16 protein-coding genes are annotated in these 13,403 nt (G+C 72.0%); 9 read left to right on the plus strand and 7 right to left on the minus strand.

Annotation, left to right across the window (positions count from 1 at the left end; all coding sequences use genetic code 11):
* On the minus strand, nt 1-1,193 hold a 1,193-nt coding region (locus E1200_RS23295; protein WP_131954197.1), incomplete at its 3' end, for a glycosyltransferase 87 family protein.
* Between the two features lie 134 nt (nt 1,194-1,327).
* Here E1200_RS23295 and E1200_RS23300 point away from each other — a divergent pair.
* The 4 genes from E1200_RS23300 to E1200_RS23315 are packed head-to-tail and all read left to right on the plus strand — an operon-like array spanning nt 1,328 to nt 4,468.
* Entirely contained in the window at nt 1,328-2,473 is a 1,146-nt protein-coding gene (locus E1200_RS23300; RefSeq protein WP_131954198.1) for a sensor histidine kinase, read from the plus strand.
* Nucleotides 2,470-3,141, plus strand: a complete 672-nt coding sequence (locus tag E1200_RS23305) for a response regulator transcription factor (protein ID WP_131954199.1) — start codon at nt 2,470-2,472, stop codon at nt 3,139-3,141. Before E1200_RS23300 ends, E1200_RS23305 begins: the two co-directional genes overlap by 4 nt.
* 38 nt (nt 3,142-3,179) lie before the next feature.
* Complete coding sequence (locus E1200_RS23310; RefSeq protein ID WP_131954200.1) at nt 3,180-3,563, plus strand: BlaI/MecI/CopY family transcriptional regulator; 384 nt, start codon at nt 3,180-3,182, stop codon at nt 3,561-3,563.
* Nucleotides 3,560-4,468, plus strand: coding sequence for a M56 family metallopeptidase (locus tag E1200_RS23315; protein ID WP_131954201.1), 909 nt, complete (start codon nt 3,560-3,562; stop codon nt 4,466-4,468). The genes E1200_RS23310 and E1200_RS23315 overlap by 4 nt, the downstream gene beginning before the upstream one ends.
* A gap of 45 nt (nt 4,469-4,513) precedes the next feature.
* On the opposite strand, the gene E1200_RS23320 is transcribed toward E1200_RS23315, so the two are convergent.
* Both E1200_RS23320 and E1200_RS23325 read right to left on the minus strand, forming a co-directional pair.
* Nucleotides 4,514-5,995 carry an MFS transporter gene (locus E1200_RS23320; protein WP_243708770.1) on the minus strand — a complete coding sequence of 494 codons (1,482 nt, stop codon included), beginning with the start codon at nt 5,993-5,995 and terminating at the stop codon, nt 4,514-4,516.
* Between the two features lie 48 nt (nt 5,996-6,043).
* Nucleotides 6,044-6,544, minus strand: coding sequence for a MarR family winged helix-turn-helix transcriptional regulator (locus E1200_RS23325; RefSeq protein ID WP_131954202.1), 501 nt, complete (start codon nt 6,542-6,544; stop codon nt 6,044-6,046).
* 201 nt (nt 6,545-6,745) lie between these two features.
* On the opposite strand from E1200_RS23325, the gene E1200_RS33910 reads away from it, so the two are divergent.
* Nucleotides 6,746-6,910 (plus strand): hypothetical protein, encoded by a 165-nt coding sequence (locus E1200_RS33910; RefSeq protein WP_165950431.1) that lies wholly within the window; start codon nt 6,746-6,748, stop codon nt 6,908-6,910.
* 87 nt (nt 6,911-6,997) lie between these two features.
* On the opposite strand, the gene E1200_RS23330 is transcribed toward E1200_RS33910, so the two are convergent.
* Nucleotides 6,998-7,615 (minus strand): TetR/AcrR family transcriptional regulator, encoded by a 618-nt coding sequence (locus E1200_RS23330; protein WP_131954203.1) that lies wholly within the window; start codon nt 7,613-7,615, stop codon nt 6,998-7,000.
* Nucleotides 7,616-7,672: 57 nt separating this feature from the next.
* Complete coding sequence (locus tag E1200_RS23335) at nt 7,673-8,497, minus strand: class I SAM-dependent methyltransferase (RefSeq protein WP_131954204.1); 825 nt, start codon at nt 8,495-8,497, stop codon at nt 7,673-7,675.
* Between the two features lie 124 nt (nt 8,498-8,621).
* On the opposite strand from E1200_RS23335, the gene E1200_RS23340 reads away from it, so the two are divergent.
* Nucleotides 8,622-9,260 (plus strand): TetR/AcrR family transcriptional regulator, encoded by a 639-nt coding sequence (locus E1200_RS23340; RefSeq protein ID WP_243708771.1) that lies wholly within the window; start codon nt 8,622-8,624, stop codon nt 9,258-9,260.
* On the plus strand, nt 9,250-10,398 hold the full coding sequence (locus E1200_RS23345; protein ID WP_131954205.1) for a winged helix DNA-binding domain-containing protein: 1,149 nt from the start codon (nt 9,250-9,252) through the stop codon (nt 10,396-10,398). The genes E1200_RS23340 and E1200_RS23345 overlap by 11 nt, the downstream gene beginning before the upstream one ends.
* A 7-nt stretch (nt 10,399-10,405) precedes the next feature.
* Here the strand turns inward: E1200_RS23345 and E1200_RS23350 are convergent, their stop codons facing one another.
* On the minus strand, nt 10,406-10,894 hold the full coding sequence (locus E1200_RS23350; RefSeq protein WP_131954206.1) for a MarR family transcriptional regulator: 489 nt from the start codon (nt 10,892-10,894) through the stop codon (nt 10,406-10,408).
* Nucleotides 10,895-10,984: 90 nt separating this feature from the next.
* Here E1200_RS23350 and E1200_RS23355 point away from each other — a divergent pair, with 90 nt between their 5' ends.
* The gene (locus tag E1200_RS23355) at nt 10,985-11,746 is read left to right on the plus strand and encodes a class III extradiol ring-cleavage dioxygenase (RefSeq protein ID WP_347813234.1); all 762 of its coding nucleotides are present in this window, start codon (nt 10,985-10,987) and stop codon (nt 11,744-11,746) included.
* 18 nt (nt 11,747-11,764) lie between these two features.
* Here E1200_RS23355 and E1200_RS23360 read toward each other — a convergent pair whose 3' ends face one another.
* Nucleotides 11,765-12,634, minus strand: a complete 870-nt coding sequence (locus E1200_RS23360; protein ID WP_131954207.1) for an NAD(P)-dependent oxidoreductase — start codon at nt 12,632-12,634, stop codon at nt 11,765-11,767.
* A gap of 259 nt (nt 12,635-12,893) precedes the next feature.
* Between E1200_RS23360 and E1200_RS23365 the strand changes: the two genes are divergently transcribed.
* The coding region (locus tag E1200_RS23365; protein WP_131954208.1) for an O-acetyl-ADP-ribose deacetylase at nt 12,894-13,403 on the plus strand (510 nt) is incomplete at its 3' end.

Raw genomic sequence — 13,403 nt, forward strand, 5'->3', positions numbered from 1 at the left:
CCGCCGGCCCGAGCCTCCCGTCCGCCGGTGCGGGCGAGGCGCATCGAACGGCGCCCCCGCGGCGGCTGGCTGCGGCGGGTGCTCGCGTCCTTCGTGATCGTGGAAACGCCCTGACGCAGCCGGACGGCCATGAGACCCAGAAAGAACAGGCCGGCCAGGAGGTAGCAGTTGGCGACGGGCAGCAGGAGCAGGTGCCAGCCGAAGCGCAGCGGTTCGGGGATGTACGGCGTCCACCACATGGGGGCCAGGGCGAACAGGATGTAGCCGCAGATCGCAATGGTCCGGTCGTTGTCGCGAATGAGCACGGCCAGGGCCGGGATGGCCCACACCCAGTGGTGCGCCCATGAAATGGGGGACACCAGAAGGCCGGTCACGCCGGTCACCGCTATGGCGGTCAGCCAGTCGCCGCGCCTCGCCCAGGCGGCCGCTATGAAGAGCCCGGTGATTCCGATGGTCAGTGGGATGGCGATGTACCAGTCACCGACATCAGCCGTGCCTCTAAGGATTCGGGTGAGTGCGCCGAGAGGGGACTGGTTGCTGATGTACGGGACGCCGACGCGGGACGTGTCGTAAAAGGTGTCGAGCCAGTAATGGCGGGACGCCTCCGGTGCGATGGCGTACGCGAGGAGGGTGCAGACGGCGAAGGAGACCGAGGCAGTGAAGGCGTCCTTCCTCCGCCTGGTCGCGAGGAGAAGGACGATGAAGATGCCCGGGGTCAGCTTGATCGCCGTCGCGATGCCGATGGCGATGCCCGCGGGGCGGCCCTGGGCGACCCGGTGCAGGTCGGCGAGGACGAGGGCGAGCAGGAACAGGTTGACCTGGCCCTGGAAGAACGAATGCCATACCGGCCCCAGCAGCAGTCCACCGGCTACCGCGACCTTCAGGGAAACGGGGTGGCCGGCCATTTTCAGGGTCGTCGCGCAAGCCCAAGTGAAAGCGGCCAGTGAAGCGAGTTGCCACATCAGGCGGGCGAGAGTGAGTGGCAGGACGGCAAGGGGGGTGAACAGCGCGGCCATGAACGGCGTGTTCGTGAACCAGTGGGCGGCGAGCTGCTCGTCGTAGAGGCGTGTGCCGTCCGTCACGGCGTTCCCGCCCAGCCGGTAGATGCGGAAGTCCAGTGAGTCGTAAGTGAGAGAGAAGGCCACGATGGCGAGGACTTCGATTGCCAGGGCGAACGTCAGCCAGCGCTTCATGCGAACAACGGTGGCTTCGATCACGCTTGGCGGGCATCGGGCCACCGGACATATCAACGAAAGGCGCTTGTAGCCCACGGGATTACGCTCGCAGGCCAATGTGCCGGTAAGGGGGCGGCGGTTACGATCGGCGCATGTCCGCCTTGCCGCTGAGCCGAGTGCGCCGCGTCGCGTGGACGGCCGTGCTGTGGTTCGCGGCCGTCGTCTACCCGTTCGTCCTCTTCGCGACGGTGATGAAGGGGACGAGCGGCTTCGTCGCCATCGAAGTCCTCGCGTCGGCGGTGCTCACGGTGATGACCGGGGCTCTCCTCCTGCGGCACCCGCTGTCCGCCCACGGGATACTGCTCTTCGCCTGGATCCTCGCCCTCGTGCAGATGCAGAACGGACTCATCGCGGGCCTGCTGGTCCTGATCACCGATCTCGGTGTCGGCTACATCGCGGCGAGTCGCCGCCGCCGGATCTCGGTCCCTATCGCCGTCGTGACGCTCGCTCTGCAGACGCTTTCCGTCCTCGCGTTCCTGTCCGCGAACATCTCGGCGACGATCGACACCCTGATCTTGACCGTGGTTCTGGCGATGGCCGTCGCCTGGATGGTGGGGAACTCGGTCCGGGGGCGGCGTGCGCACGCCGCGGTGCTGCGGGAGCAGGCCACGGCGCAGGCGGTCGCCGAGGAGCGGCTCCGGATCGCGCGGGAGTTGCACGACATGGTGGCGCACAGCATCGGCATCATCGCGATCCAGGCGGGCGTCGGCGGGCGGGTCATCGACACCCAGCCGGGGGAGGCGCGCAACGCGCTGAACGCCATCGAGGTCACGAGCCGGGAGACCCTCGCGGGGCTGCGGAGAATGCTGACCGCGCTCCGCAGGGACGACGCGGGCGCCGCACCGCTCGGTCCGGCCCCCGGGCTGGGCGACCTGGACCGGCTGGCGGAGGCGACCAAGGACGCCGGGGTGCGGGTCGATCTCCGTGTCAAGGGCGAGCTGAGGCCGCTGCCGCCGGACGTCGACCTGTCCGCTTACCGGATCGTGCAGGAGGCGGTGACGAACGTCGTCCGGCACGCGGGCACGGACGCCTGCAGGGTCACCATCCGGTACGGGGACGGAGAGCTGTCCATCGAGGTCGACGACGACGGGCGCGGCGGCGTCCTCGGCGTCGGCTACGGCATCGTCGGGATGCGCGAGCGGGTCGGGCTGCTGCGCGGCGACCTCACCGCCGGGCCGCGTCCCGGGGGCGGGTTCCGGGTGGCGGCGCGGCTCCCGCTGCCGGCGAGCGTGCGATGACGGTCCGGGTCGTCCTGGCGGACGATCAGCCGCTGATCAGGGCCGGACTGCGGGTGCTGGTCGCCGACACTCCGGACTTGGAGATCGTCGGAGAGGCCGGGACGGGCGCGGAGGCCGTCCGGCTGGTGGAGGACGTCGAGCCCGACGTGGTCGTCATGGACATCCGCATGCCCGACATGGACGGCATCGAGGCCACCCGGCGGATCACGGCGGCCCGCGTGACGGCCCGGGTGCTGATGCTGACCACCTTCGACGACGACGAGTACGTCTACGGGTCGCTGCGCGCCGGTGCCAGCGGGTTCCTGGTGAAGGACATGGCGCTGGAGGAGATCCTCGCGGCGATCCGGGTCGTCGCGGGCGGGGAGGCGTTGATCGCGCCGCGCGTCACCCGGCGGCTGATCGCGGAGTTCGCCGCCCGTCCCGAGCCCGCGAGCGCCCCGCGTCCGGCCGACGGCATCACCGAGCGGGAGCGGGAGGTGCTGACGCTCGTGGGGCGCGGCCGGACCAACCACGAGATCGCCGCGGAGCTGTTCATCAGCGTGGCGACGGCGAAGGCGCACGTGGCCCGGCTGCTGGCCAAGCTCGATGCACGCGACCGCGTCCAGCTCGTGATCTTCGCGTACGAGATGGGGCTCGTGCGGCCTCCTACGGGCGGTAGTACTACCTGACGTGGTGATCCCCGCGGGGGTCGGTTAGCCTGGATGGCGTGAAGGGTCTGGGAGAGCTTGAACGCACGGTCATGGAGGTCCTCTGGGCGCGGGAGGACGCCGGTGGCCAGGCCGCGACCGCCCGTGACGTGAGCCGCGCCCTCGCGAACGACCGCGACCTCGCGCACACAACCGTCATGACGGTGCTGGACAGGCTCGCCAAGAAAGGCTTCCTCGCGCGCGAGCGCGACGGCCGTGCCTGGCGGTACCGGCCGGTGGCCAGCCGGGAGGGCTACGTGACCGAGCTGATGCTGGGCGCCCTGAACGAGACGGGCGACCGGGACGCGGCGCTCGCGCACTTCGTCCGGTCCGTGTCGGAGGACGAGATCGGCGTCATCCGCGAGACCCTGGCCGGTCTCATGAGCAAGGAACCACCGGCATGACCGGAACCGCCCTGCTCGCAGTGATCTCCCTGGGGACCGTCGGCGGGGCGCACCTGCTGTCCCGGGCCCGGTGGACGTGGCGGACGCCGCGCACCGGCATCGCGCTCTGGCAGGCCCTCGGGCTGTGCTGGGGCATCGCCACGATCGGCGCGCTGCTCGGGCTCGCGCTGCTGCCCTACCGGAGCGGCGTCCTCGGCGGGCTGCCCGGCATGTACGCCGACCAGGCCGCCCGGCTGGGCGCCGTGGAGGTGGCCGCGCTGCTCGCCGCCGTCAGCCTCACCGGCGTCCTGCTGGTCATGCTGATGTACGCCGTGGTGCAGGTCGTCCGGGACCGGCGGCGGCACCGGGCGCTGCTCGCGCTGGTGTCGCGCCGCGACTCGGCCGTGCCCGGCACGCTCGTCGTCGACCACCCCGGCGCCGCCGCGTACTGCGTGCCGGGGGTCCGCTCGTCCAAGGTCGTCGTCAGCGCCGGGACGCTCGCGCTGCTCGACCGCGGGGAGCTGGCCGCGGTGCTCGCGCACGAGCGCGCCCACGCGCGCGAGCGCCACGACCTGGTGCTGCTGCCCTTCACGTCGCTGCGGCAGGTGTTCCCGCAGTTCGGGCTGGTCTCGCGGTGCCTGGACGCGGTGGAGCTGCTGATCGAGATGGCCGCCGACGACCGGGCCCGCGCGGGCCGCCCGCCGCGCGACCTGGCGACCGCGCTGCTGCGGTTCGCCGCCGCCCGCCCGGCCGCCGCCCCGTCCGGGACGCTCGGGGTGGCCGCGCACGGCAGGATCCCGGTGATGGCGCGGGTGAACCGGCTGCTGGAGCCCGATCCGCTGTCCCGCCCGGCCCGCGTCGCCGCGACCGCCGCCGTCCCGATCATCGCCGGCCTGCCTCTCTTCCTGCTCGTCCTCCCGCACTAGTCAGGCGGTCGTCGGTCAGGCCGTCGTCAGTCAGGCGGTCGTCGGTCAGGCGGTCGTCGGGACGGGCTCGGCGGGCGCCGTCGCGGTGGCCGCCGGCGGTCTCGGGTTGCGCAGGACGACGAGTGAGACCGCGAGGGCGGCGACGAGCAGGCCCGCCGAGATGCCGAACGCCAGCCGGTAGCCGCCGGTGAGCGCGGCGGCCTCGCCGAGCCCGGCCGCCCGCAGGTGCTCGACGCGGGAGGCGGCGAGGGTGGTCAGCACCGCGACGCCGAGGGCCATCCCGACCTGCTGGACGGTGTTGAACAGCCCCGAGGCGAGCCCCGCGTCGTCCGGGCGGGCGCCGGACATGCCGAGCGCGGTGAGCGACGGCAGGACGAGCCCCGCACCGGCGACCAGCACGAACACCGGGAGCAGGTCGGTGACGTAGTCCGCGTCCACCGGGACGGTCGTGAGCAGGAGCATCGCGCCGGTCAGCAGCACCAGCCCGGCGACCAGCACGAGGCGCTCCCCGAACCGGTTCGCCAGCCGCGCCGAGACGAACAGCGACACCGCGCCGATCGCCACGGCCGCCGGGAGCATCGCGAGGCCGGTGTCGAGCGCCCCGTACCCGAGAACTCCCTGCATGTAGAGGGCCACGATGACCTGGAACGAGAACATCGCCGACAGCGTGAGCAGCTGGACGGCGTAGGCGCCCGCCACGTTGCGGGAGCGCAGGATCCGCAGCGGCATCAACGGGGTCGCGGCGGTGGCCTGCCGGGCGACGAACCCGGCGAGCAGGACGAGCGACACCGCGCCGAGGCCGAGGGTGCGCGCGGACGTCCAGCCGTGCTGCTCGACCTTGACGACCGTGTAGATCCCGAGCATCAGCCCGGACGTGACGAGGAACGCCCCGGCGAGGTCGGCGCCCGCGGCCAGGCCGATGCCGCGGTCGCGCGGCAGCGCCGGGAGGGCCAGCAGGATCGTGGCGAGCCCGATCGGCAGGTTGATGAAGAAGATCCAGTGCCAGCCCAGCGCGTCGGTGAGCACCCCGCCGAGCACCTGCCCGATGGACGCGCCGGCGGCGCCGGTGAAGCTGAAGATCCCGATGGCCCTGGCGCGTTCGCGGGCGTCGGGGAACAGCGTCACGAGGATGCCGAGGACGACCGCGGTGGCGAGCGCGCCGCCGACGCCCTGCAGGAACCGGGCGGCGATCAGCAGCCCGGCCGTGGTCGCCGCGCCCGCGAGCGCGGAGGCGGCGGTGAACAGCGCGGTCCCGGTGAGGAACAGCGTCCGGCGGCCGACGAGGTCGCCGAGCCGCCCGGCGAGGAGCAGCAGGCCGCCGAGGGGGATCAGGTAGGCGTTCATGATCCAGCTGAGCCCGGCGGGGGAGAAGCCGAGGTCGTGCCGGATGGCGGGCGCCGCGACGGTCACGATGCTGCCGTCGAGGATCGCCATGAGCATCGTCGTGGACAGGACGGCGAGCGCGGTCCAGCGGGAGCGCAGCCGCGAGGTCTTTCCCTGGTTCGTCTTTCCCTGGTTCGTGGACACAGGAAAAACCGTAACAGATAGTTCTGTTGCAGACGATCCCTAACGGAACTACTTTTGGCGTTCGCGTGCCCGCCGCACCGGATGCGGGTTCTCCGCCGGGGTGGCCAGATGCCCGGTGACCAGGGTGTTCAGTGCCCGCAGGAAGACCTCGCGGTCCGCCGCCGGAAGGGAACCGAGAGCGGCCTCGTGGACGCCGTCCGCGATCTGCTGGCTCCGCGCGGCGACCCGCGCTCCCTCCTCGGTGACGGCGATGATCCGGGCCCGCCGGTCCGTGGACGACGGCCGGCGCTCGGCGAGCCCGGCCTTCTCCAGGGCGTCCACCGTCACCACCATGGTCGTCTTGTCCATGTCGCCGATCTCGGCGAGCTGGATCTGGGTGCGCTCCTCCTCGAGCGCGTGCACGAGGACGCAGTGCATCCGCGGCGTCAGCCCGATCTCGGCGAGCGCCGCCGTCATCTGGCTGCGCAGCACGTGGCTGGTGTGGTCGAGCAGGAAGGACAGGTCCGGGCCGGCGCGCTCCAGTGACCTGCGCGGGGTCATCGCGGTCATACGTCCAGGTTACCCAGATGGTTTCGTTCCGGATTATCTGGAAGCGACCGCATCGGCGCCGATCCCCGCTCGTTCCGGATCCTGACCGGCGACCGCCCCACCGGCCCGCTCCACCTCGGCCACTACTCTGCCAGGGCCGCGAGCCGGCCGCGGTCGCCGCCGAGATCGGCGACGGCGGCGCCGCCGCGCTCACGAAGGTCGTTGACGGACTCCGTCAACGAGTTCCTGCGCCCGATCCGCGCCCGCCGCGCCGAACTCGCCGCCGACCGGGCGTACCTGCGGAGCGTCCTCGCCGAGGGCAACGCCCGCGCAGACGCCGTCGCGGACCGCAACCTGGACGAGGTCAGGGCGGCGATGGCGATGTGACGTCCACCGCGTGACGTGCACTGCGTGACGTCCACCGCGTGACGTCTACCGCGTGACGTCCACCGCGTGACGTCCACCGCGTGACGTCTACCGCGGCGCGATGCCGTCCAGGACCGTCGCGACGAGGTCGTCGACCTTCTCGGGGGAGGTGCGCCGGGCGGTCCCCTCGCCCTGGAGGAGCACCGACAGCACGGCCTCGTGGCACACCCCGACGATCATGGCGGTCGCCGCCTCGACCCGCGCGCCGGATGCGAGGCGGCCGAGGTCGCGCTCGGCCCGCAGGTAGCCGGCGAGCCGGTCGCGCCAGTCCTCGCCGCCGCCGCTCAGCGCCGTGAACCGGTCGAGGACGCGCGGCTGCGCGAGGAGGCCGGCCAGCGCCGGCAGGAGCCCGTCGTGCAGGAGCAGCCCGTGCTCGACGTAGACGCGCAGGTTCGCCTCGACCGTCGCGTCACCGGGCTCCGGCAGCGGCGGGAGCGTGCGCCCGATGGCCTCGACGCGCGCCCGCAGCGCGTGGGCGAGCAGTTCCTCCTTGTCGGCGAAGTGGTTGTAGAGGACGCCGTCGGCGACCCCCGCCTCCCGGGCGATCGCCCGGACGGTGAGTCCCGCCGTCCCGCGCTCGGAGATCATCCGCTCGGCCGTGACGATCAGGTGCTCGCGCAGCGACCGGTCGCCGGCGCGCAGCGCCGCCGCTTTTCGAGGTGCCATCACGCCGCATCGTAGTGAGCGCGCGCGGAACCGTACCCGCGGATCACGCCGGCCCCCTCAGGCCCGCGCGGTGACGAGCCAGGCGTTGCTCCGCAGGCGGACGGCGCCGTCGCGTTCGAAGGGGCGCATCGCCTCGGTGATGGTGTCGACCAGTTCCGGGCTCTCGCCGTAGTTGTAGCGGATCGGGCCCCAGCCGGCGAAGAACTCGCCCGCGTCCCGGGCGTCCCGTCCCTCGATCTGCTCGGCCGTCACCTTGCGGCAGGTCACCCCGCGGAACCCGGCCCCCTCCAGCACCTCGCGGACGCGGTCGGGGTCCGACAGCGACAGCGGCCCGTGGTGCCCGATCGGGGCGTGGTCGAGCGGCGGGAGCGCGGCGAGGATCTTGCCGAGGTCGTTCTCCTCGATCGGCGCCATCGACACGAACGCCAGCCGCCCGCCCTCGCGCAGCGCCCGCCGGATGTTGCCGAACGCGGCGACCGGGTCGGCGAAGAACATCACCCCGAACCGGCTGACCGCGACGTCGAACGCGCCGTCCGGGAACGGGTGGACCTGCGCGTCGCCCTGCTCGAACGTCACGTTCGCGACGCCCTCCTCCGCGGCGAGGGAGCGCGCGCGGGCGAGCATCGGCGCGGAGAGGTCCACGCCGGTCGCGCCGCCGAGCCTGGCCTGTCCCGCGGCCAGCCGGGTGACCTGGCCGCTTCCGCAGCCGATGTCGAGGACGCGGTCGCGCGGCCCGATCGCGGCCCCCTCCAGCAGGAACTCGTTGAACCCGCCGTTCCCCGCGTCGTACCGGTCGTGGTGGTCGGCCCAGTGCCGCCCCTCATACCCGTTCCACGCCTCGTACTGCGCGACGTTGACGATCTCCGGGTTATCGGATGCCATGTCTCCTCCTTATGAACGCTTGTTCATGAACATATGTTCATACTGAATGCGGCTCCCCGTGAAGTCAAGGGTCGCGGCCACCGGGCACTAGAACGGAATTCTTTGTTCCGCTAAGGTCGGGGTCGTGGAGACGACGGGACGGGTGCCCCTGAACGGGCGCAAAGCGCAGGCCGCGCGCAACGACGAAGTCATCCGGGAGGCGGCGCGCGCGGTGTTCACCGCCGACCCGGGCGCGCCGATCGCGGCGGTGGCCGAGCGGGCGGGTGTCGGCATCAGCGCGCTGTACCGCCGCTACCAGAGCAAGGAGGACCTGCTCCAGAAGCTCGCCGACGAGGGCATGGACCGCTACCTCGCCCAGGTGGAGGCCGCCCTGGCGGACGAGGGCGACCCCTGGGAGGTGTTCGCCGCGTTCATGCGCCGCTGCCTGGACATCGGCGCCGGGTCCCTGACGATGCGGCACGCGGGCGGCTTCGAGGTCACCGAGGCGATGAGCCGCAAGGGCCGCGAGATCCACCACGCGACCGAGCGGCTGCTGGAACGCACCAGGGAGGCGGGGGCGCTGCGTCCCGATGTCGAGGTGGGCGACGTCTCGGTGATCCTGGAGCACCTGCACGGCATCCGGATCGGCGACGACGAGCGCAGGAACCGGCTCCAGCACCGGTATCTCGCCCTGCTCCTGGACGGGCTGCGCCGCACGGACGCCGGAAAGCTCCCGGGCCCGGCCCCGACCTGGAACGAACTGCGGGGACGCTATGACGACTGACGCGGATGCCCCCGTCCTGACCCGGCGGGCACTCAACCGGGCGCTGCTCGCGCGGCAGATGCTCCTGGAACGGCACGCATCGCCGCCGCTGGACGCGATCGAGCACCTGGTCGGCATGCAGTCCCAGGCCCCGAACCCACCGTACATCGGGCTGTGGAGCCGGCTCGACGGGTTCTCCTTCGCCGAGGCCGGCGAGCTGATGACCACCCGCCGGGCGGCCCGCATCGTGCTGATGCGCGGGACGCTGCACCTGGTCAGCGCCCGCGACGCCCGCGCGCTGCGCCCGCTGACCCAGGTCATCCAGGACGACTATCTCAAGACCAGGGCCGGCGACCTAGCCCACGTCGACCTCGAAGCCGTCTTCGCCACGGCCCGCGCCTACCTGGAGGACGAGCCGCGCACCGACAAGGAGGTGCGGGCACTCCTGGCCGAACGCTGGCCCGGCGAGGACGCGGCGCTGCTCGGCTGGGCGGTCCGCTGCGGCGTGCCGCTCGTCCAGGTCCCGCCGCGCGGCATCTGGGGCGCGTCGGGCCTGGCTCGGCATACGACGCTCGACGCGTGGCTGGGCGGCTCTCCGGAGCCCGAGGCGTCCCTGGACGAGGTCGTCCTGCGCTACCTCGCGGCGTTCGGCCCGGCGAGCGTGCGGGACGTCCAGCATTGGTCCGGCCTGCGGCGGCTCGGCGAGGTGGTCGAGCGGCTCCGCCCCCGGCTGCTGGTGTTCCAGGACGAGCAGGGCCGCACACTGTACGACGTCCCGGAGGCGCCGCGTCCCGATCCCGGCACGCCGGCCCCCGCGCGGTTCGTGCCCGACTTCGACAACCTCCTGCTGTCGCACGCCGACCGCACCCGGATCATCACCGAGGAGCACCGCCGGCGCGTCTTCACCGTCAACGGGATCATCCGGGCGACGTTCATCGTGGACGGCTTCGTCCACGGCATGTGGAAGATCGAGAAGCGGGGCGGCAAGCAGGGCGGCAAGCGGGGCGGGGCCACACTGCGCCTCACCCCGTTCACCCCTATCCCGTCAACGGCCCGGACCGCCCTGGAGGAGGAGGGGAAGCGTCTGCTCGCCGCCACCGACCCCGACGCGGCGTCTCACGAAGTCGAGTTCCTCGCCCCTCAGGAGGCGTCCAGGTAGCGCCGGGTCAGCCGGGGTCCGGGGCGCAGGGGGCCTCGTGGTCGGGGTCGAGCGCCTCCAGCAGGGTGTGGAGGGTCTCGCGGAACTCCAGCATCTGCTCGCGCGTGAGCGGGTCGAACAGCCGGCGCCTGACCTCGTCGACATGGCCGGGGGCGGCTTCTACTAGGACGGCGTAGCCCTCGTCGGTCAGCTGGGCGATCGTGGCGCGGCGGTCGGTGGCGTGCTTGGTGCGGCGGACCCAGCCGGACTCCTCCAGCCGGTTGACGGCGTGCGACAGCCGGCTCGGCGAGGAGTGGACGACCTCGGCGAGTTCGCTCATGGTCAGCGCGCGGCCGGGGGACTCCGACAGCATCGCGAGGATCATGTAGTACGCGTGCGGCATCCCCGACTCGCGCTGGAGCTGCCGGTCGAGGGCCTCGTTGAGCAGGCGCGACGTCCACAGGAAGGCACGCCAGGTCTCCTGTTCTTCGGCGTCGAGCCACCGTGGTTCCCTCATGGCCCCCAGCCTACCCGGAAGATTGAATCTTCAAAACTTGAAAGTTAAACTAGTAGCGGTTACCTTGGGTGGTGAGTAAAGGGGGATGACATGACCCGAATGCCCGTTCTCTACCTCAGCCACGGCGCGCCGCCGCTCGCCGACGACCCCGTGTGGACCGGCGAGCTCGCCCGCTGGTCCGCGGAGATGCCGAAACCGAAGGCGATCCTGATGGTGTCCGCGCACTGGGAGGAGGCGCCGCTGAGCATCGGCGCCACCCGGCAGGTGCCGCTGGTCTACGATTTCTGGGGTTTCCCGGAGCACTACTACAGCGTCCGGTACGACGCCCCTGGCGCGCCGGAGCTGGCCGATGACGTGCGCAAACTCATTCCCGGCGTCCACCAGGACGAGAAGCGGGGGCTCGACCACGGCGCCTACGTGCCGCTGGTCGAGATGTATCCGGACGCCGACGTCCCCGTGCTGCAGATGTCCATGCCCACGCTGGAGCCCGCGCGGCTCTTCGAGATCGGGCGGAGCCTCGCGCCGCTGCGCGACAAGGGCGTGCTCATCGTCGGAAGCGGTTTCACGACGCACAACCTGCGGGAGATGCGCCCCCGGCCGGACGCGGAGCCGCCGGCCTGGTCGGAGGAGTTCGACGACTGGGCGCAGCGGGCCGTGGAGGGCGGCGACATCGACACCGTGCTCGACTTCCGGGACAAGGCGCCGGCGGCCCGGGTCGCCCACCCGCGGACGGAGCACTTCGCGCCGCTGTTCATGGCGCTCGGCGCGGACGCCGACAACCCCTCGGCACGGCGGTCGGTCATCGACGGCTACTGGTTCGGCCTGGCGAAGCGGTCCTTCCAGTTCGGCTGACCGGCCCCCTCGGGGACGTCAGTCCGACCGGACGCCGTTCATCGCCGCGGAACCCTCCATCTGGGAGAACCCCGTGCGCCAGGAGGCGTACTGCGGCTTCCAGCCGAGGTCGAGTGCCTTGGCGTTCGACACCGGGCGGCCCGTCGTGGCGGCGTGCTTGCCGGCGCTGCCCGGCGTCGGGGCGCCGAGGGCCGCGCTGTAGACCGGCAGCCAGTCGGCCGTCGTCGCGGGCTCGTCGTCGACGACGTTGACCGCGCCCGCCGGCCAGTCCAGCGCCGCCAGCGCGGCCGACGCCGCGTCGTCGACGTGCACGAACGACGTCCACGACGGCGCCTGGCGCAGGCTGCCGGCCCGGACCCGCTCGGCGATCGCGCCGTCCGGCGCGTACCACGTACCGGGCCCGTAGAGCGCGCCGTACCGCAGCACGACCCCGCGGGGCATGTCGGCGAGGGCGTCTTCGAGCGCCGCGACGCCCTCGTAGGGCGGCAGCGCCGTGTCGAGCGGGTCGGTCTCGACGGCCGGCGCGTCCCCGGGCAGGTACAGCCAGGCGACGCTCTGCGCGACCATGGTCTGGACGCCGGCGGACAGCGCGGCCTCGACGAGGTTGCGGGTGCCCTTGATCCGCAGCCGCGAGTTGGCCTCGAAGTCCTCGTCGCTGAGATCGGTGAGCTGGTGGACGATCGCGTCCGGCCGCGCGGCCGCCACGGCCTTGCGCAGGGCGGCGGCGTCGAAGGCGTCCACGACGACCGGCTCGGCTCCGAGGTCGCGGAGCGCCGCGGCACGACCGGGGCGGCGTGTCGTCCCCGCGACCTCGTGGCCCGCCAGGGTGAGCAGCGGGATCAGCCGGCGACCGATGACTCCGGTCGCTCCGGCGAGGAAGATCTTCAAGGGGGTACCTCCACGACTTTCACGCCTTTGTGGTCGTCTCGACGGCAGGATAGGCATTCACTCTTTCAATGTGGGTCGCGCCCGGCCTTCGCATGGTGCCCCCGCTTCGGCCGGACGACATCGGACGGGCCGCACCTCCCCTGGAGACTCGTCCGCCATGAGCGTACCGCCGGGAACCGCCCGAACGCGTTTCACGATGGCTCCGGAAGAGAATTCTTCTCTCTTGACGGGGTTCGGCCACAGCGGAGGAACGGCGGGCATGAAGATCACTCTCGTCCGGGGCGACATCACCGAGCAGCAGGTCGACGCGGTGGTGAACGCGGCGAACTCGTCCCTGCTCGGCGGTGGCGGAGTGGACGGCGCGATTCATCGCAAAGGCGGTCCGGAGATCTTGGGTGAATGCCGCAAACTGCGCGCATCGCACTATGGCGGCGGCCTGCCGACCGGTCAGGCGGTCGCGACGACGGCCGGCCGGCTGCCCGCCGAATGGGTGATCCACACGGTCGGGCCGGTCTACTCCGCATCGGAGGACCGCAGCGCCCAGCTCGCGTCCTGCTACCGCGAATCGCTGCGCGTCGCCGACCACCTCGGCGTCGAGTCGATCGCATTTCCGGCGGTGTCGGCCGGCGTTTACGGCTGGCCCATGGACGACGCCGCGCGCATCGCCGTCGGCACCGTCCGCACCACCCCCACCAAGGTGATCGACGCCCGCTTCGTCCTGTTCAGCGAAGACGCCTACACCGCCTTCGAACAAGCCCTCACCCTCCCC

It is taken from the genome of Actinomadura sp. GC306 (assembly GCF_004348665.1).
Classification (GTDB): Bacteria; Actinomycetota; Actinomycetes; order Streptosporangiales; family Streptosporangiaceae; genus Spirillospora.

Coding starts and splice junctions, on each gene's coding strand:
- E1200_RS23325 (WP_131954202.1), bottom strand. CDS start 6,544: ATGACCGCGATGACCCCGCGCAGGTCACTGGAGCGCGCCGGCCCGGAC.
- E1200_RS23315 (WP_131954201.1), top strand. CDS start 3,560: ATGACCGGAACCGCCCTGCTCGCAGTGATCTCCCTGGGGACCGTCGGC.
- E1200_RS23330 (WP_131954203.1), bottom strand. CDS start 7,615: ATGGCACCTCGAAAAGCGGCGGCGCTGCGCGCCGGCGACCGGTCGCTG.
- E1200_RS23335 (WP_131954204.1), bottom strand. CDS start 8,497: ATGGCATCCGATAACCCGGAGATCGTCAACGTCGCGCAGTACGAGGCG.
- E1200_RS23300 (WP_131954198.1), top strand. CDS start 1,328: ATGTCCGCCTTGCCGCTGAGCCGAGTGCGCCGCGTCGCGTGGACGGCC.
- E1200_RS23355 (WP_347813234.1), top strand. CDS start 10,985: ATGACCCGAATGCCCGTTCTCTACCTCAGCCACGGCGCGCCGCCGCTC.
- E1200_RS23345 (WP_131954205.1), top strand. CDS start 9,250: ATGACGACTGACGCGGATGCCCCCGTCCTGACCCGGCGGGCACTCAAC.
- E1200_RS23350 (WP_131954206.1), bottom strand. CDS start 10,894: ATGAGGGAACCACGGTGGCTCGACGCCGAAGAACAGGAGACCTGGCGT.
- E1200_RS23305 (WP_131954199.1), top strand. CDS start 2,470: ATGACGGTCCGGGTCGTCCTGGCGGACGATCAGCCGCTGATCAGGGCC.